At 65.2% G+C, this 17638-nt stretch carries 14 protein-coding genes; 7 read left to right on the top strand and 7 right to left on the bottom strand.

Annotated features, from left to right (window positions below; translation table 11 throughout):
- Nucleotides 1-2: 2 nt before the first annotated feature.
- The 3 genes from L1F06_RS11865 to L1F06_RS11875 all read right to left on the bottom strand — a co-directional run bounded on the left by L1F06_RS11865 (nucleotide 3) and on the right by L1F06_RS11875 (nucleotide 3086).
- Nucleotides 3-2195, bottom strand: a complete 2193-nt coding sequence (locus tag L1F06_RS11865) for a xanthine dehydrogenase family protein molybdopterin-binding subunit (RefSeq protein ID WP_129482736.1) — start codon at nucleotides 2193-2195, stop codon at nucleotides 3-5.
- Nucleotides 2196-2197: 2 nt separating this feature from the next.
- A complete protein-coding gene (locus tag L1F06_RS11870) occupies nucleotides 2198-2674 on the bottom strand; it encodes a (2Fe-2S)-binding protein (RefSeq protein WP_041773080.1) in 477 nt (158 codons plus the stop codon).
- Nucleotides 2675-2765: 91 nt separating this feature from the next.
- The gene (locus tag L1F06_RS11875; RefSeq protein WP_012018592.1) at nucleotides 2766-3086 is read right to left on the bottom strand and encodes a c-type cytochrome; all 321 of its coding nucleotides are present in this window, start codon (nucleotides 3084-3086) and stop codon (nucleotides 2766-2768) included.
- A 329-nt stretch (nucleotides 3087-3415) separates the two neighbouring features.
- On the opposite strand from L1F06_RS11875, the gene L1F06_RS11880 reads away from it, so the two are divergent.
- The 4 genes from L1F06_RS11880 to pdeM are packed head-to-tail and all read left to right on the top strand — an operon-like array spanning nucleotide 3416 to nucleotide 9384.
- Entirely contained in the window at nucleotides 3416-4423 is a 1008-nt protein-coding gene (locus L1F06_RS11880) for a ligase-associated DNA damage response exonuclease (RefSeq protein WP_003246911.1), read from the top strand.
- On the top strand, nucleotides 4420-6078 hold the full coding sequence (locus tag L1F06_RS11885; protein ID WP_129482737.1) for an ATP-dependent DNA ligase: 1659 nt from the start codon (nucleotides 4420-4422) through the stop codon (nucleotides 6076-6078). The genes L1F06_RS11880 and L1F06_RS11885 overlap by 4 nt, the downstream gene beginning before the upstream one ends.
- On the top strand, nucleotides 6078-8690 hold the full coding sequence (locus tag L1F06_RS11890) for a ligase-associated DNA damage response DEXH box helicase (protein WP_129482738.1): 2613 nt from the start codon (nucleotides 6078-6080) through the stop codon (nucleotides 8688-8690). Before L1F06_RS11885 ends, L1F06_RS11890 begins: the two co-directional genes overlap by 1 nt.
- A gap of 13 nt (nucleotides 8691-8703) precedes the next feature.
- A complete protein-coding gene (pdeM, locus tag L1F06_RS11895; RefSeq protein WP_129482739.1) occupies nucleotides 8704-9384 on the top strand; it encodes a ligase-associated DNA damage response endonuclease PdeM in 681 nt (226 codons plus the stop codon).
- Between the two features lie 2 nt (nucleotides 9385-9386).
- Here pdeM and L1F06_RS11900 read toward each other — a convergent pair whose 3' ends face one another.
- The gene (locus L1F06_RS11900; protein WP_129482740.1) at nucleotides 9387-9806 is read right to left on the bottom strand and encodes a DUF1810 domain-containing protein; all 420 of its coding nucleotides are present in this window, start codon (nucleotides 9804-9806) and stop codon (nucleotides 9387-9389) included.
- On the bottom strand, nucleotides 9803-10129 hold the full coding sequence (locus L1F06_RS11905) for a hypothetical protein (protein WP_129482741.1): 327 nt from the start codon (nucleotides 10127-10129) through the stop codon (nucleotides 9803-9805). Before L1F06_RS11905 ends, L1F06_RS11900 begins: the two co-directional genes overlap by 4 nt.
- Nucleotides 10130-10541: 412 nt before the next feature.
- On the opposite strand from L1F06_RS11905, the gene L1F06_RS11910 reads away from it, so the two are divergent.
- Nucleotides 10542-11795, top strand: a complete 1254-nt coding sequence (locus L1F06_RS11910; protein ID WP_129482742.1) for an OprD family porin — start codon at nucleotides 10542-10544, stop codon at nucleotides 11793-11795.
- A 33-nt stretch (nucleotides 11796-11828) separates the two neighbouring features.
- On the opposite strand, the gene pdxR is transcribed toward L1F06_RS11910, so the two are convergent.
- Nucleotides 11829-13328 (bottom strand): MocR-like pyridoxine biosynthesis transcription factor PdxR, encoded by a 1500-nt coding sequence (gene pdxR / locus L1F06_RS11915; RefSeq protein WP_129482743.1) that lies wholly within the window; start codon nucleotides 13326-13328, stop codon nucleotides 11829-11831.
- Nucleotides 13329-13448: 120 nt separating this feature from the next.
- On the opposite strand from pdxR, the gene L1F06_RS11920 reads away from it, so the two are divergent.
- Complete coding sequence (locus L1F06_RS11920) at nucleotides 13449-14654, top strand: NAD(P)/FAD-dependent oxidoreductase (RefSeq protein ID WP_129482744.1); 1206 nt, start codon at nucleotides 13449-13451, stop codon at nucleotides 14652-14654.
- A gap of 552 nt (nucleotides 14655-15206) precedes the next feature.
- On the top strand, nucleotides 15207-16592 hold the full coding sequence (gene mgtE, locus L1F06_RS11925; RefSeq protein ID WP_129482745.1) for a magnesium transporter: 1386 nt from the start codon (nucleotides 15207-15209) through the stop codon (nucleotides 16590-16592).
- A gap of 65 nt (nucleotides 16593-16657) precedes the next feature.
- On the opposite strand, the gene L1F06_RS11930 is transcribed toward mgtE, so the two are convergent.
- Nucleotides 16658-17527, bottom strand: coding sequence for a helix-turn-helix transcriptional regulator (locus L1F06_RS11930; RefSeq protein ID WP_129482746.1), 870 nt, complete (start codon nucleotides 17525-17527; stop codon nucleotides 16658-16660).
- Nucleotides 17528-17638 lie beyond the last annotated feature (111 nt).

Below are 17638 nucleotides of genomic sequence, written 5' to 3' on the forward strand. Positions count from 1 at the left end.
AGTCAGGTAGTACGCAGCTCCTGCGTGTTAATGGGCAAACTGCGCAAGCGCTTGCCGGTTGCGGCGTATATGGCGTTGACCACGGCCGGAGCGATAGTCACCGTCGAAACCTCACCGAGGCCACCCGGGGCCTCGCTGCTTTCAACCGTATGCGTGATCAGCTCTGGAACCTCATTGATCCGCAGCATCCGGTAGGTATCGAAGTTGCCTTGCTCCACGCGGCCATCCTTGAAGGTGATATCGCCGAACAGCGCCGCGGTAAGACCGAAGAAGGTTCCGCCCTGAATCTGCGCCACCACGCTATCGGGATTGATTGGAATGCCGCAGTCGACAACGGTGGTGACCTTCAGTACCCGCACATCGCCGTTGGCACTCACGCTGACCTCGGCCACCTGCGCCGCATAGGTGCTGAAGCAGTAGGTCAGTGCCAGGCCGCGGCCATGGCCCTGTGGCAGGGGGCTGTCCCAATCGGACTTCTCTCGCAACAGCTGCAACACCTTGATTGCGCGTGGATGTTCCTGGAGCAGCGGATAGCGATACTCGAAAGGATCGGCCTTGGCGACATGGATCAGCTCATCGAGCAGGCCCTCGACCATGAAGGCGTTCTGCGTATGGCCGACGCCGCGCCAGAAGGCCGGGGTGATACCAGCCGGCGGCTCATGACGAACGTACTGCACCTTGACGTTGGGGAATGCATACGGCCCGCTGGCATCACGCACGGCATCGCGGTCGATGCCATTGACGAAGGCCGGTGGGGCCCAGCGTGCCAGGATGGAGCCGCCGGTGACCTTGTGCGTCCAGGCTACTGGACGATTCTGCTCATCCAGTCCGGCGCTCAGATGGTTGTAATGAAACGGTCGCAGCGTGCTGTGGCGGGTATCCTCTTCGCGAGACCAGATGACCTTGACCGGGTAATCGACCTGCTTGGCGATCTTCACCGCGTGGATCACGAAATCGATTTCCAGGCGCCGGCCAAACCCTCCGCCGATGAGATGGTTGTGAACCTGCACGGCCTCCTCGGGCAGACCGGTCAACTCTGCCGCAGCTGTCTTGGCGCGAGCTGGCACCTGAATGCCCACCCAGATGTCACAGGCATCCTTGCGGACATGCACGGTACAGTTGACCGGCTCCAGGCAGGCGTGAGCAAGAAACGGCACCTGATAGACCACGTCCAGTCGCGTTGCCGCTTTCTGCAGCGCCTCTTCGGCATTGCCATCGTTGCGGACTTCGACTCCCGCTTGCTCTGAAGCCTTTTGGATATCGCTCAACAACTGCGCGCTGGAAAGCTGGGCATTCGCCCCAGGGTTCCACTTGATCTGCAGAGCAGCCAAGCCCTTGCGCGCTGCGCCCATGTGATCGGCGATGACCGCTACCGCATTATCGGTGCGAATCACCTCGCGCACCCCACGCACAGCCATCGCCGGGGCGGAGTCGACCGCATCGAGTGTTCCGCCGACCACGGGGCATATGGTGATCGCTGCCACCTTCATACCCTCGGGGTGTACGTCGATGCCAAACACCGCCGTGCCATTGACCTTGCTAGGCGAATCGGTGCGCTTGGCCGGTGTGCCTATAAGCTTGAAATCCTTGGGATCCTTCAGCGGAATCGTTTCCGGCAACGGCAGTTTGGCCGCGGCGTCCACCAGTTCGCCGTAGCCTAACTTGCGTCCACTGGAGGGATGCAACACCTCGCCTGCCTCAGCTCTGCAACTGTCAGGCGCGACTCCCCATTGCTGGGCGGCAGCGGCGACAAGTAGTACCCGAGCAGCAGCTCCTGCCTCGCGCAGGGGTTTCCAGTTGCCGGGTACCGAGGTCGAGCCACCGGTTACCTGGAAACCAAGCATGGGATTTGGATAACGCTTGTCATCGGCTGGCGCATGCTCGATGTGCACCTGTTCAAGGCCGACTTCAAGCTCTTCGGCAATCAGCGCTGGCATGGAGGTGTAAGTCCCCTGCCCCATTTCCACTGGCTGGATCGTGAGGTAGATACCGCCTTCGCGATCAATACGGACATAGGCGTTGGGCGCGAAACTCCTCCCTGTCGAAGCCTGAGCATCGCGCATCAGCGGGGGCAGCGAGAAGCTGATCAACAGCCCGCCCCCGACCGCAGCACTGGCTTTGAGGAAATGACGCCGGCTCAGGGCCAGGGGCTCTTGGGACGAGGTTTTCATGGGGAAGTCCTGCAAACTGTTCATGATTACCCCTCCACCTGCGCAACGGGCTGCCCGGCAGCAGACTTGATGGCTTCGCGTATGCGTACGTAGGTTCCGCAGCGACAGATATTGCCGGCCATCGCGCCGTCGATGTCGCTGTCGCTTGGATTGGCATTGCGCGCCAGCAAAGCGCTGGCGGACATGATCTGACCCGACTGGCAGTAGCCACACTGGACCACCTCATGAGCCAACCAGGCGTCCTGTATGCGTTTGCCGGCCGGCGTTTCCCCAATCGCTTCGATGGTCGTGATCTCGGAACCCACCACCGCATTGATCGGCATAATGCACGAGCGCACCGCGTTTCCATTCATGTGCACGGTGCATGCGCCGCACAATGCCATGCCGCATCCGAACTTGGTGCCGGTCATCCCGAGCACATCGCGTAGCACCCACAGTAGCGGGGTATCGTCATCGACATCCACCTGGTGCTCTTTGCCGTTGACCTTAATCATGTGGGCCATGAGGGAGTCCTCGCTAATCCGATTGGAGCCCGCCTCCTCGAGGCGCTCGGGGGCGCATCTGGCGGGTCAGTGTTATGGGAAGGTGCCGTCTTTACTGGTGAGGTGCAGTCAAAATCCATTCAGCGATGCTCGTTGCATCGGCATCACTGAGCTGGGCCTGCGCAGGCATAGGTATGGCGCCCCAAGAGCCTGAGCTACCACTCTTTATGCTGCTGCCAAGTTGTTCGGCACTCTTGCTGCCGTCCCCGTAACGTTGCGCTATCTCCTGCCAGGAAGGGCCCACTGTGCGTGCTGCAGGCTGATGACATGCCGTGCAAGCGTTGTTCTGCAGCAACTGGGTTACATCGGCATGGGCCATCGGTAGCAACAACAGACCGCTTGTGATGGCAGTAACAACAGGGATCTTGCGCATAGCTATCTCCTCGTCTTATCCATCGGAAGAAGACTAGATAGCCGTTACGCTTCGGAAAACCGCACAATGGTGCAAGAGCCTTGAAGGCAAACTTAATACTCAGGCGTTGGCATGGCCCGGGCAGGTCAGACGACCTTTCATGGCAACCCGCATTCTGCTCTCTCATCGGTCGATCGACAGGGCGCAGGCCACTGAGCATGCTTCGGCGATTGGAGTTCGGCCGTGCTTGCCGAGACGGCAGATGCCCAGCTGAGCCTGGCCCCGCCTGAAATCCGAACCTAATCTCCTCCCGGGCGTTCTAAGCTCTAGCAAGCCACCAAGAGGATTTCATGGATCTGGTCGTTGCCCGTCCCGAAGGTCTTTACTGTCCGCCCGGTGATTTCTACATCGATCCGTGGCGACCGGTGGAACGCTCGATCATCACCCATGCCCATGGCGATCACGCCCGCCGCGGCAATGGTCATTATCTGGCGGCGGCGCCCGGTGAAGGCATTCTGCGCTCGCGCCTGGGCGACGATATCCGCCTGCAGACCCTGGCCTACGGCGAACGCCTCGAGCACCACGGTGTAACCCTGAGCTTTCATCCCGCCGGGCACGTGCTCGGTTCGGCGCAGGTGCGTCTGGAATACCAGGGCGAAGTCTGGGTCGCTTCCGGGGATTACAAGGTCGAGCCGGACGGCACCTGCGCACCCTTCGAGCCGGTGCGTTGCCATACCTTCATCAGCGAATCCACCTTCGGCCTGCCGATCTACCGCTGGCCATCGCAGGCCGAGATCTTCGCCGGTATCGACGCCTGGTGGCGCGCCAATGCCGCCGCCGGCAAGGCCAGCGTGCTGTTCGCCTACGCCTTCGGCAAGGCCCAGCGCATTCTCCACGGCATCGACGCCAGCATCGGGCCGATCCTGGTGCACGGCGCCGTCGAGCCACTGAACGAGGTGTATCGCGCCGGCGGCGTACACCTGCCGCCAACCCGTTACGCCGGTGATATCGCCAGGAACGACCCGCTGCTGCGCCAGGCGCTGATCCTCGCGCCGCCCTCGGCCGGCGGCAGTACCTGGATGCGCCGTTTCGGCGACTACAGCGACGCCTTCGCCAGCGGCTGGATGCTGCTGCGCGGCACGCGCCGGCGGCGTGGCGTGGACCGCGGCTTCGCCCTCTCCGACCACGCCGACTGGCCCGGCCTGCTGTGGGCCATCGAGCAGACCGGTGCCGAACGGGTGATGGTCACCCATGGCCAGGTCAACGTGCTGGTGCGTCATCTGCGCGAGCAAGGCCTCGATGCCCGCGCCTTCCAGACCGAATACGGCGATGAAGACGACGTGGAGCCGAGCCCATGAAAGCCTTCGCCGAACTCTACGCGCGGCTGGACGCCACCACCTCGAGCAACGCCAAGCTGCAGGCGATGCAGGAGTATTTCGCCGAAGCGCCGTCAGCGGATGCGGCCTGGGCGGTGTACTTTCTGGCCGGCGGCCGCCCACGTCAGGTGGTGCCGACGCGGGTGCTGCGCGAGCTGGCCACCCGGCTTTCCGGCCTGTCCGACTGGCTGTTCGAGGAGAGCTACCAGGCCGTCGGCGATCTGGCGGAAACCATCGCCCTGCTCCTGCCCGAATCGCAGCACGCCTCCGAACAGGGGCTGGCCTGGTGGCTGGAAGAACAACTGCTGCCCCTGCGCGGCCTGCCGCCCGCGGAGCTGGCCGAGCGTCTGCCACCTTTATGGGCGCAGCTGGATCGACAAAGCCTGATGGTCAGCCTCAAGCTGCTCACCGGCGCCTTTCGCGTCGGCGTCTCCAAACTGCTGGTGACCCGTGCCCTGGCCGGCCTGGCGCAGATCGACGCCAAGCGTGTGGCGCAGCGGCTGGTGGGGTACACCGATCTGTCGCATCGGCCGACCGCACAGCGCTACCTGGCGCTGATCGCCGCCGAGTCGGAGGACGAACACGCCCAGCGCGGCGGCCAGCCCTACCCCTTCTTCCTCGCCCATCCGCTGCAGCAGCCGCTGGAACAGTTCGACGCTCAGCTGGGGCCGGCCAGCGACTGGCTGGTGGAATGGAAGTGGGACGGCATTCGCGCGCAGCTGGTCAAGCGCGACGGGCGCCTGTGGCTGTGGTCCCGCGGCGAGGAGCTGATCACCGAGCGTTTCCCGGAGCTGCGCGAACTGGCAGAGGCGCTGCCGGACGGTAGCGTGCTCGATGGCGAGCTGGTGGCCTGGAAGGAGCCCACCCCAGGCAGCGGCGCGGTGTTCGGCATTCAGCCCTTCGCCCTGCTGCAACAGCGCATCGGCCGCAAGACCCTGAGCAAGAAACTGCTGGAAGAGGTACCCGCCGCGCTGCTGGCCTACGACCTGCTGGAATGGCGTGGCGAAGACTGGCGCTCGCGCCCCCAGGACGAGCGCCGCGCCCGCCTGGAACTGCTGGTGGCGGAGGTCGGCGATGCCCGTCTGCAGCTCTCGCCGCAACTCACCGGCCGCGACTGGCAGGACTTTGCCCGCCAGCGCGAAGCCTCCCGTGAGCTGGGCGTAGAAGGCATGATGCTCAAGCGCCGCGACTCCCTGTACGGGGTCGGCCGCACCCGCGATCTGGGCCTGTGGTGGAAGTGGAAGATCGACCCGTTCAGCGTCGACGCGGTGCTGATCTATGCCCAGCGCGGCCACGGTCGCCGGGCCAGTCTGTACAGCGACTACACCTTCGCCGTGTGGGACGACTCCACGCCTGGCGAGCGCGTGCTGGTGCCCTTCGCCAAGGCCTACTCGGGCCTCACCGACGACGAGATGCGCAAGGTCGATGCGATCATCCGCAAAACCACCGTGGAGAAATTCGGCCCGGTGCGCAGCGTCACTCCGACCCTGGTGTTCGAGCTGGGTTTCGAGGGCATCGCCCTGTCCAAGCGGCACAAGAGCGGCGTCGCCGTACGCTTTCCGCGCATGCTGCGCTGGCGTACCGACAAGCGGGTGGAGGACGCCGACACCCTGGCCACGCTGCAAGGGCTGCTCTGATGGATCAACCCGTTAGCCGCCGCAGCCTATCCGGCGCCTGGTTCGCCCAGCGCGGCTGGAAGCCCTTCGCCTTTCAGAGGGAGGTCTGGCAGGCGGTCAAGGCAGGCGAGTCCGGCCTGTTGCACGCCTCCACCGGAGCCGGCAAGACCTACGCCCTGTGGTTCGCGGCCCTGGAGCGTTTCGCCACGCCCTCTCCTGCCGAGACCACCAGCCCTCGCCCGCGTAAGAAACCGGTCATGGCGCCGCTGACGGTGCTGTGGATCACCCCGATGCGCGCGCTCGCCGCCGACACCGCGCGCGCCCTGCAGGCGCCGCTGGATGAACTGCAGATTCCCTGGGACATCGGCCTGCGCACCGGCGACACCAGTAGTGCCGAACGCGCCCGGCAGAGCCGCAAGCTGCCGAGTACGCTGATCACCACGCCGGAAAGCCTGACCCTGCTGCTGACCCGCGCCGATGCCCGCGACGCCTTCGCCCACCTGCGCATGGTGGTGATCGACGAGTGGCACGAGCTGCTCGGCAACAAGCGCGGCGTGCAACTGCAACTGGCCCTCGCACGCCTGCGCCTTTGGCATCCGTCGCTGCTGGTATGGGCGCTGTCCGCCACTCTCGGCAATCTCGAACATGCCCGCGAGGTGCTGATGCCCGCCGGGCGCCTGGTGCAGGGCAAGCTGGCCAAGGATCTGCGCATCGACAGCCTGCTGCCGGCCGGCCTGGAGCGCTTTCCCTGGGCCGGGCACCTGGGACTGCGCATGCTGCCGCAGGTGGTCGAGGAGCTGGAGGCCAGCAGCACCGCACTGGTGTTCACCAACACCCGCTCGCAGGCGGAAAGCTGGTACCAGGCCCTGCTCGAGGCGCGCCCGGACTGGGCCGGCCTGCTCGCCCTGCACCACGGCTCGCTGTCGCAGGAGGTGCGCGACTGGGTCGAACAGGCGCTCAAGGAAGGCCGACTGAAAGCCGTGGTCTGCACCTCGAGCCTGGACCTCGGGGTGGATTTCCTGCCGGTGGAACGGGTGCTGCAGATCGGCTCACCCAAGGGTGTGGCCCGCCTCATGCAGCGCGCCGGCCGCTCCGGCCATGCCCCGGGGCGCCCGTCCCGCGCCACGCTGGTGCCCACCCATAGCCTGGAAGTGCTGGAAGCGGCCGCCGCACAAAGCGCCGTGGCCGAGCGCAAGGTCGAGGCACGGCTTTCGCCGGACAAACCGCTCGACGTGCTGGTCCAGCACCTGGTGAGCATGGCCCTGGGCGGCGGTTTCCACGCCGATGCCATGCTGGCCGAGGTGCGCAGCGCCTGGGCCTACCGCAGCCTCAGCGATGACGAGTGGCAGTGGGCATTGGCCTTCATCCGCCACGGCGGCCATTCGCTGACCGCCTACCCCGATTACCGCCGCGCCGAGCCGGACGCCAGCGGCCTGTGGCAGGTGCCCGATGCACGCCTGGCGCGGCGTCATCGCATGAGCATCGGCACCATCGTCAGCGACGCCAGCCTGGCGGTGAAATACTGGAGCAAGGGCGGTGGCGGAGGCTCTCTGGGCAGCGTCGAGGAAGGTTTCATCGCCCGTCTGCGCCCCGGCGATACCTTCCTCTTCGCCGGTCGCCCGCTGGAACTGGTGCGGGTGGAAAACATGACCGTCTACGTGCGCCGCGCCACCAGCCGCAAGGCCGCGATCCCGCGCTGGAACGGCGGACGCATGCCGCTCTCCAGCGAACTGGCGGACGCCGTGCTGGCCAAGCTCGACGCCGCTGCCCAGGAAGAATACGTCGGCCCGGAGATGCAGCTGCTGCGCCCATTGCTCGACGTGCAGCAGGCCTGGTCCGCCCTGCCCGGCGCCGCCACCCTGCTGGCGGAGGTGCTCAAGTCCCGCGAAGGCTGGCATCTGTTCCTCTACCCCTTCGCCGGTCGTTCGGTGCATCTGGGGCTGGCCAGCTTGCTGGCCTGGCGCCTGGCCCGCGAACAACCGCTGAGCGTTTCCATTGCGATCAATGACTATGGCCTGGAGCTGCTGTGCCCCAGCGAGGTGGATTTCGCCGCGCGGCTCACGCCCGCGCTGTTCAGCACGGACGACTTGCTCTCCGACGTGCTCGCCAGCCTCAACGCCGGGGAGCTGGCGCGCCGGCGCTTTCGCGAGATCGCCCGCATCGCCGGCCTGGTGTTCAGCGGCTACCCCGGCGCGCCGAAGAGCACCCGCCAGCTACAGGCCTCCAGTGGACTGTTCTTCGACGTGTTCAGCCAGTACGACCCGGGCAACCTGCTGCTCGGCCAGGCCCAGGAAGAAGTGCTGCGCCAGGAGCTGGACGTGCAGCGCCTGCAACACACCCTGCAGCGTCTGCAATCGCGCCGGCTGGATATCCGTACCGTCAAGCGCGCCACGCCGTTCGCCTTCCCCCTGCTGGTGGAACGCTTTCGCGAAAGCCTGAGTTCGGAGAAACTCGCTGACCGTATCCGGCGCATGGTGGCCGATCTGGAGCAGGCCGCCGGCCCGGGTGGTTATCAGGACCCGGCATTCGCCATCGACGACGAGCGCCCGGCGCCGCGCAAAGGCCGCTCTCCGCGTCAGGGCAAGGACGGCCTGCCCCGGCCACCGGCGCAGCGCCCGAAAAAACGCCGCTGACTAGAGAGGTTTCATGAGCGAGCACCACCCCGGCCATCTGATCGTGTCGCTGGCCGGCGCCGAACTCTGGCTCCTGGCGGACAAGGCCATCTGGTGGCCGCAGCAGCAGGTGCTGCTGATCGCCGACATCCACATCGGCAAGGCTGCCGCCTATCGCGCCCTGGGCCAGCCGGTGCCACAGGGTACTACCGCCGCCAACCTGCAGCGGCTGGACGCCCTGTTGCAGCGTTTCGATTGTCGCCAGCTGATCTTTCTCGGTGATTTTCTCCATGCCCCCGGCTCACGCACGCCGGCCACCCTGGCGGCGCTGGCCGAGTGGCGCGAACGGCATGCCGAGCTGGCCATGACCCTGGTGCGTGGCAACCACGACAAACGTGCGGGCGACCCGCCGGAAGACTTGCGCATCGCAGTGGTGGAAGAACCGCTGTTGCTCGGCCCCTTCGCCCTGCAGCACGAACCTCGCGCGCACGCCAGTCATCATGTGCTGGCCGGCCACCTGCATCCGGCCTACTTGCTGCACGGCAAGGGGCGGCAGCGTCTGCGCCTGCCCTGCTTCGTCCTGGGTAACGAAGTCAGCCTGTTGCCCGCCTTCGGCAGCTTCACCGGCAGCATGACCTTTCGTGCAGAACCCGATCAGCGCATCGTGGTGGTCGGCGACGGCGGTATCTGGCCCGTCCAGCACAGCGCGCCCTGAGGCTACAGACGCTGCAAGGTCGCAGCATCCTGCTCGCCGTCGTAGAACGCCTGCAGCACCTCGGTAAACAGCGGCTGCTGGGGTGCGGCCGCCTGGAACAGGGTCATGCTCGAACGCAACTTGAGGTCGTCCGGCGAGCCCATGATCTGCCGTACCGGGCGGGCGCGATGGAGCAACAGCGCCCGGGCACAATCTTCCAGGCGGGGGCCCAGCAGCGGGTGCGCCAGGTAGGCCCTCGCCTCGTCGAGGCCGGAGATGCCGTAGTGCTCGGCCATTTCACTGCGGCCCAGGCCGCGCAGCTGCGGAAACACGTACCAGATCCAGTGGCTGCGCTTGGCGCCGGCACGCAGCTCGTCGAGGGCCTGCTGATAATCGCGCTGCTGCGCCTCGACGAAACGCGCCAGATCGAACGGCTCGTTCATCGCGCCGACCGTTCGTGCCCCATCGGCGTGGTATCGGGCAGTGCGCTCTGCGTGGCGAAGTCCGGGCTGTGCACTTCGGAATCCAGCGGCATGTGCGCGTAGCGGGCCTTTTCGGCACCTGGCGCGAGTGGGTCGGCCAGAGCCGCGCGCTTGAGCGGGTGATGCCCGCCAAGGCCGCGGGACAGCAACCATCCGCCCAGCGCGGCACCGGCTACGCCCAGCAAGCCGCCGCGCCGCAAACCGGAGCCCAGCAGCGCCAGCCCGCTGCCGAGCGACACATAGCGCTGCCAGTCGTGGAGGTCGTTATCGGTGTGTTTGTTCATGGCAACTACTCCTGAGGGTGACCTATCAACTGACAGATGCGCCCTTCAGACGTTCTGACGCGTTGGGCTGCCGGCCATCGCCTTGCCCGCAGCTACGCATCCGCGGCCCGCTGCATCCTGGACGAAAAAAAAGGCCGCGCCGGATATCCGGTGCGGCCGCAACTCGTAACCAAAGGAGATGAAGCGGAGCCTGGGCAATGGTCTGTGGAGAACCACTGCCCCTGGAATCTTCATCGGTGTGCAGACTAGCGCTGTTCGCTGACTGCGCGTCATCGAGCGAATCGATAGTGATCATCGACCACCATCAATAGTGCCTGCACCGTCTCGGTGATATCTCTAAACGGTCCGTCCGGACCAGGTCCTGCCTCGCTGCGAGGCCTGACAAGAAAGCACACCAACACCGGGAGCACCCATGCACAAGAAGCACTGTCTCGCGCTGGCCTGCAGCCTCGCGCTTGGCGGCCAGTTGGCTCATGCCAGCAGCCAGTCCGAAGCCCAGGGTTTCGTCGAGGACGCCAGACTCAATCTGTTGCTGCGCAACGCCTACTTCAACCGTGATTACAAGGACAACGCCGCCGACGCCAAGACCTGGGGCCAGGCCTTCATCACCACTTTCGAGTCTGGTTTCACCCAGGGCACCGTCGGCTTCGGTGTCGATGCCTTCGGCCTGCTCGGCATCAAGCTCGACAGCGGTCGTGGCCGCAACTATCGCCCATTCTTCGATACCGACAGCGAAGGCCGTCCGGTGGACGAACTGTCCCAGGCCGGTGCCGCGGTGAAGCTGCGCGTCTCCAATACCGTGATCAGGTACGGCAACCAGTTCCCTTCCCTGCCGGTTCTGGCCCATGACGACAGCCGCCTGCTGCCGCAATCCTTCACCGGCACGCTGGTCACCAGCAACGAGATCGAAGGTTTGGAACTGAATGCCGGTCGCTTCACCGCCGACAGCCCGATGGGCGACTCGGCACGCGACCCCAACCGCCTCAAGAGCATCGACGTGCTCGGCGGCAGCTACACCCTTAGCGATGACCTGAGCCTGGCGGTCTACCACGCCGATCTCGAGGACATGTACAAGCGCTACTACGCCAACCTCAATTACAACCTGGCACTGGCTGCGGATCAGGCGCTGAACTTCGACTTCAACATCTACCGCACCAAGTACGACACCGGTTCGGTGGCCGCAATCGATCTCGGCGGCGATGGCCAGGGGGACCGCAACACCATCTGGAGCCTGGCGGCCAAGTACAGCATCGGCGCCCATGCCTTCATCGTCGCGCACCAGCGCAACAGCGGCGATGCCGGCTTCGCCTATGACTACGGCGATGGCGGCGCCAGCATCTACCTGGCCAACTCCTACTACTCGGACTTCAACCTGAAGGACGAGCGCTCCTGGCAGGCCAGCTACGAGCTGGACTTCGCCCAGTACGGCGCGCCGGGGCTGCGCTACAAGTTCGCCTACGTACGCGGCGACAACATCGATACCGGCAGCGACAACAACGGCACCGAGCGCGAGATCTTCAACCAGGTCAGCTACACCGTGCAAAGCGGTGCGGCCAAGGATCTGCACCTGCGTCTGCGCAATTCCATCTACCGCTCCAGCACCGATGTCGGCCCGGATCTCAACGAGATTCGCGCCTTCATCGAATACCCGCTGAGCATCCTCTGATGGCGCCTGCCCCGGCCTCGGCCGGGGCAGTTCTCAGCCGCGCAGGGCTTGCGCAACGGCCCTGGCGGCATCCTCGATGGCAGATTCCGCATAGGGCGCGAAGCCCATCACCAAGCCCGGTGCTCTGACCCCGACGCAGTATTGCGACAGCGGCAAGGCATCGACGCCGGCCGCCTGCAAACGGGCAAAAGCCTCCCGCTCGTTCTCGACCTGCAAATGGCAGGCGATATCCATGCCCGCGCGAATTTCCGGCACCTCGATCAACCCTTGCCAGTGCTTGTGCGCCGCCTCGGCGAAGGCATCGGCCCGCGATGCATAGATCTTGCGCATGCGCCGCACGTGACGATCGAAATGCCCCTCATGAATGAAGTCGGCCAGCACTGCCTGGGCCAGGCTGTTGGCATGACGCGACATCAGCGCCGCCGCGCGGGTGAAACTCTCCGTCAGATGTTCAGGCAGCACCAGGTAGGCCAGGCGAATGGCCGGAAACAGCAGCTTGCTGAACGTGCCGGCCAGGATCACCGAGTGCTCGGCGCCCGGCATGGAGCGCAACGCCGGAATAGGTTTGGCGATGAAGCGGTACTCGCTGTCGTAGTCGTCCTCGAAGATATAGCTGCCCTGCTCTGCCGCCCATTTCAGCAAGGCCAGGCGCCGCGCCGGCGACAGCTCACCACCCAGTGGTGCCTGGCGTGAGGGCGTGACGTAGGCCAGGCGCGCGCCAGGCGCCAAGCGCATGCCCTCTTCCACCTGCATGCCGGCTCGGTCCACTGGCACGTCCACGCGGCGGATACCGGAGATGTCCATCAACTGCCGCGCGCCGGGATAACCCGGGTCTTCCATCCAGACCTGAGAGTCGCCTGGTGCCAGCAAGCGCAGGCAGATATCCAGGCCCTGCTGCACGCTGCCGAGCACCAGAATGCGCTGCGGCGAAACCTGTACCCCACGGGCGATGGCCAGGTAGCCGGCGATGGCCTCGCGCAGCGAGGGCAAGCCCGCCGGATCCGAATCGAGCAGCATGGTCAGGCGCGAGCTGCGCAGTTGCTGCGTGTGCAGCTTGCGCCACAGGTCGATGGGAAAGGCGTTGATATCGCCACGGTGAGGAAAGAACGGACGCACGCCGGTTGGCAACGTTCGCCGAGAGAAGATCGGCTCGATCTCGGCCAGACGTTTCAGCCAGGGCGTTTCGGGGGCGACGCGCTGCTCTTCCACCTTGGCGACCACCTTGCGCCGAACGTAGCCCGCATTCAGCGTCGGGTCCGGCAGCACCTCGCTGACCCGCGTCCCGCTGCCAGTACGTGCCTGCAGGTAGCCTTCGGAAAGCAGCTGTTGATAGGCCGCCTGCACCGTGCCGCGGGCCAGGCCGTAGTGCTCGGCCATGGCGCGCGTGCTGGGCAGCTTGCTGCCTGCCGGCAGACGGCCACCGAGAATCGCGCGGCGCAGCGACTCGTACAGCCAGCCCTGCAGGCTGGCTCCCTCCTCCGGTGTTCCCAGCGGCAGGAACACCACCTGTGGCGCAGCCTTCTCGAGCGGCATGTCGGCTCCAAAGTGGATCACTTGTTTTCACGAATAATGGATCAATACCTTGATCCAAGCCAGCGGCAGAATCCTTTCCGCAGTCAGCCAACACCTTCACTCACTACGGGAAATCACAACGTGAAACAGCAAATCCTGATCATCGGTGCCGGCTTCGCCGGCATGTGGAGTGCCCTGAGCGCGATCCGCCTGCTGGACCAGCACAAACGCCTGGATGTGGACGTCACCCTGCTTGCCCCACAGGCCGAGCTGCGCGTGCGTCCGCGCTTCTACGAGGCCGACGTTTCCACCGCCGTAGCCCCGCTCGGGCCGCTGTTCGATGCGGTCGGCGTGCGGTTCGTGCCGGGCAGCGCTACCCGCATCGATGCGGCGGGCAAGCGGGTTATCTATCGCGGCGCAGGCGGCGCCCAGGCCGAACTGAGCTTCGACAGGCTGATCCTGGCGTCCGGCAGCCAGGTGGCGCGCCCGCCGCTGGCTGGCATCGATCGCTTCGCCTTCGATGTCGACAGCCTCGAGTCGGCGCAAAGGCTCGAAGCCCATCTGCAGGGCCTGCGCCACAAGCCGGCCAGCCAGGCGCGTAATACCGTGGTGGTGGTCGGTGGCGGTTTCACCGGTATCGAAACGGCCACGGAGATGCCGGCGCGGCTGCGCGCCATTCTGGGTGACGAGGCCGACCTCCACGTCATCGTCGTCGATATGGGCAAGCAGGTCGGCAGCGTCATGGGCGAGCAGATCGCCTCGGTGATCGCCGAAGCCAGTGACACGCTGGGTGTGACCTGGAAGCTGGGCAGCCCGGTGTCGATGGTCGACGCTCAAGGCGTGCAGCTCGACAACGGCGAACGCATCGAGGCCAACACCGTGATCTGGACCGTAGGGGTGAAAGCCTCGTCACTGACCCAGCACATCGACGGCGAGCGCGATGCCTTCGGCCGCCTGCACGTCGACCGCAACCTGAAGGTACTGGGCCAGCACGCCGTCTACGCCACGGGCGATACCGCGTATGCCGCGGTGGACGACCTTGGCAACCATGCGCTGATGACCTGCCAGCACGCCATCGCCCTCGGTCGCTCGGCCGGCAACAACGCCGCGGCGGATCTGCTCGGTGTCGAGCCGATTCCCTACCGTCAACCCAAGTACGTCACCTGCCTGGACCTCGGCGCCTGGGGCGCGGTATTCACCGAAGGCTGGGAGCGCAAGGTGGTGCTGACGGGCAAGGAAGGCAAGGAGCTCAAGACCCAGATCAACACCCAGTGGATCTATCCGCCACAAGCCGAGCGGGCCGTCGCCCTGGCCGCGGCCGACCCGTTGATTCCGGTGGTGGCTTGAGCACGGGCGCGGCGCCCTCCCGCCGCGCCTAAACCCAAGCTGAACGGCGTGCATTATGGAGCGCGGGAAAGTTGTCAGGCATCCATGCAAGACCTAAGATCCCGCCCGTTCGAATTCCAGGAGTTCTTGCCATGGACAGTTCCCATAGTCGATCCCGTATCGACCTACCCCAGGCAAGGTAACCGCGAGTCCCTCCTCGCCACTACCTTGCCGGCCTGGCAGGTAGTGGCATGCAGCGATCGATCTTCGGTCGTCTCCAACCACTCCCTCCCCTTCATGCCGCAGTGCGGTCAGCTGGTGTTCGCCAACGAAGCCGTTGGCGATAGCGGCCGCGCATCCGCGCTGAAGTAACAAGCGACGCCACACCGTCGGGGCTCGAGCCCTGGCCTTCATCAACCCGCTGGAGAGCGTCATGGACCCCGAACCTAGTCGATCTTGCCCTTTTTACATCCCCTTCCTTACCCGTTATCGGCCTGCGGGCACCGGGGCCTGTCCATGGTCTGACTGACCGGGCATGCCTGCGGCTGCCAAAGGCCGCAAAGGAGCATGCCCATGAACCGCGAAGACTTGCTGTTCTCGATTCGCACCCTGTCCCGCTCGTTGGATGCCGCGAGCTTTGCCAGCTTCGTCAGACACACACATCCCTCCGACCTGGCCGAAGCACTGGATGTACTGCCCCCGGAGCAGGCGCTCGCCCTGCTGCTGACTCTGGCTGCGCCGACACGCGCCGAGCTTTTCGTCCATCTGCCCGAACAGCGCCAGGACAGCATGCTGCGCGCCATGTCCCGCGAAGCCGTGGTGCAGTTGTTCGAACACATGCCGTCGGACGACCGTGCCGACCTCTACAACCGTCTCGGCGAGCAGGACAAGCACAAGCTGCTACCAGCCCTGGCCAAGGTCGAGCGCGACGACATCCTACGCCTGGCCGCTTATGCCGAAGGCACGGTCGGCTCGGTGACCACCTCGGATTACGTCCATGTATCTCCGCAGATGACCGTGGCCGAGGCACTGGCCCATGTGCGCGCCACCGCTCCGGACAAGGAGACCATCTACAGCCTCTACGTGCTCGACCAGGAGCACCGCCTCAGCGGTACCGTGTCGTTGCGCGACCTGGTGCTTGCCGATGCGCAGGCCAGCATCGGCACGATCATGCGCCGCGATCCGGTTTTCGCGCGTGCCCATTGGACACGCGAGCAGGCCGCCGAGCTGATCCGTCATTACGACCTGCTCGCGCTGCCGGTCACCAATGGCGGCGAGCGCATGATCGGCATCGTCACGGTGGACGATGCCATGGACATCGAGAAGGAGCAGGACGCCACCCAGCTCGCCCGCTTCGGGGGTACGGCCAGCCTGGGCGCCCAGGATCTGGACGTACTGGCCTCACCGCTGCGGCAGATGTTCAAGGTGCGCGTGTTCTGGCTGGTGATCCTGACCTTCTTCGGCGTCGTGACCAGCACCTTCGTTGCGGCGCAGGAGGAGCTTCTCACCCAGGTCATCGTGCTGGCCGCCTTCATCGCCCCGATCGTGGACATGGGCGGCAACACCGGCAGCCAGTCGGCCACCCTGGTAATCCGAGCTATGGCGTTAGGCGATCTCAGGCTGCAATGGCGCGATGTGGGCTTGATCATCAAGCATGAACTGCCGGTGGCAGCCGCGCTGGGCGTCGCCATCGCGGCACTGGAAGTGGTACTGGCTTACTTCGCCAAAGGTGTCGGCTTCGACGTACTGATGGTGGTGGGCTTGAGCATGCTGGTGTGCACGGTACTCGGCGGCGTCATCGGTGCGCTACTGCCGTTCCTCGCCCGGCGCATCGGCACCGATCCGGCGACGCTGTCCTCGCCACTGATCACCTCGGTTATGGACCTGCTCGGCGTATTCATCTACTTCGCTTTCGCCTACGCCTTGCTCGGCGATCTGCTGACCCAGGCCGCGGGCTGAGCATACGAACACGCTCCGCACCTGGCCATTGCTCGGTAGACCGGCATGGCCAGATGCGGGCGCCTTTACGGCCAGTTGCGGTAGATTCGCGCCGACAGCTGCGGTGGCGGCTCATGGACGGCCTGGCGTAGCCATTCACCCGGCGGCAGGCCGACCTGCTGCGCGAAGGTTCGCGAGAATGAAGCCTGCGAGCTGTAGCCGACCGCATCGGAGACGATCTTGATCGGCACACCGTCGCGCATCATGTCCTGCGCCACCTTCATGCGCCACGCGGTGACGTAGGCCATGGGCGCCATGCCCATCACCTCGGTGAACAAAGCGGCGAACTTCGAGCGCGACATCTTCGCCAGATCCGCCAGGCGCTCCACGCTCCACTGTATCGCCGGCTCCTGGTGAATGCAGAGCAGCGCCGGCCCGAGGCGGCCATCCTGCAGAGCGAAGAGCAAGCCGCTGGTGATCCGCCCCTGGTTGACCGCACGGCGCACCAGCAGCACGAAGACGTATTCGAACAACAGATTGAGCGCCTTGCTGCGGCCCGGTGCCGGATTGCGGAACTCGTTGACCAGGGTGGCGATCACCGGGCCTAGCTGCTCCAGGGCGGCCAGGGGAAACACCAGGGTCTCCAGCAGCCCCAGAGGGAAAGGCTGTTGACCGCTACGCCCGAACTGGAACGAGGCGCAGATCAGCTCAAGACCAGCGGGGTCACGCACGTGCAACTGGTAGCAACAGGTGCTGGGGCAGAACAGCACGCTGGGTTCGTTGATGGCGACACGAGGCAGACCAGGCTGGACCATGTCCACCCCGCCGCGCTCGATCACATGGATAAACGCCATGCCAGGTGGTTTGTCCAGCACCAAGGTCCCTTCAACCGCGCCTGCAAAGAACAGACGCCCTTGCAAAGTGGTACGTTCAAAGAACTCGGAAAGCACATCCATGGGAAAGATGACCTGATCCTGATTGTTTGAGATGAACGGAACGAACGAGGGGGCTCGCACGCCCCTGTTCTGGGACTATCGCCCCAGCCGCTCAGTTCAATCTCAATGCGC

It is taken from the genome of Pseudomonas hydrolytica (assembly GCF_021495345.1).
GTDB classification, from domain to species: domain Bacteria; phylum Pseudomonadota; class Gammaproteobacteria; order Pseudomonadales; family Pseudomonadaceae; genus Aquipseudomonas; species Aquipseudomonas hydrolytica.

Excerpts from the sequence above, each read along its gene's own strand:
- L1F06_RS11865 (WP_129482736.1), bottom strand. The coding sequence starts at position 2,195 with ATGAACAGTTTGCAGGACTTCCCCATGAAAACCTCGTCCCAAGAGCCC.
- L1F06_RS11870 (WP_041773080.1), bottom strand. The coding sequence starts at position 2,674 with ATGGCCCACATGATTAAGGTCAACGGCAAAGAGCACCAGGTGGATGTC.
- L1F06_RS11875 (WP_012018592.1), bottom strand. The coding sequence starts at position 3,086 with ATGCGCAAGATCCCTGTTGTTACTGCCATCACAAGCGGTCTGTTGTTG.
- L1F06_RS11880 (WP_003246911.1), top strand. The coding sequence starts at position 3,416 with ATGGATCTGGTCGTTGCCCGTCCCGAAGGTCTTTACTGTCCGCCCGGT.
- L1F06_RS11885 (WP_129482737.1), top strand. The coding sequence starts at position 4,420 with ATGAAAGCCTTCGCCGAACTCTACGCGCGGCTGGACGCCACCACCTCG.
- L1F06_RS11890 (WP_129482738.1), top strand. The coding sequence starts at position 6,078 with ATGGATCAACCCGTTAGCCGCCGCAGCCTATCCGGCGCCTGGTTCGCC.
- pdeM (WP_129482739.1), top strand. The coding sequence starts at position 8,704 with ATGAGCGAGCACCACCCCGGCCATCTGATCGTGTCGCTGGCCGGCGCC.
- L1F06_RS11900 (WP_129482740.1), bottom strand. The coding sequence starts at position 9,806 with ATGAACGAGCCGTTCGATCTGGCGCGTTTCGTCGAGGCGCAGCAGCGC.
- L1F06_RS11905 (WP_129482741.1), bottom strand. The coding sequence starts at position 10,129 with ATGAACAAACACACCGATAACGACCTCCACGACTGGCAGCGCTATGTG.
- L1F06_RS11910 (WP_129482742.1), top strand. The coding sequence starts at position 10,542 with ATGCACAAGAAGCACTGTCTCGCGCTGGCCTGCAGCCTCGCGCTTGGC.
- pdxR (WP_129482743.1), bottom strand. The coding sequence starts at position 13,328 with ATGCCGCTCGAGAAGGCTGCGCCACAGGTGGTGTTCCTGCCGCTGGGA.
- mgtE (WP_129482745.1), top strand. The coding sequence starts at position 15,207 with ATGAACCGCGAAGACTTGCTGTTCTCGATTCGCACCCTGTCCCGCTCG.
- L1F06_RS11930 (WP_129482746.1), bottom strand. The coding sequence starts at position 17,527 with ATGGATGTGCTTTCCGAGTTCTTTGAACGTACCACTTTGCAAGGGCGT.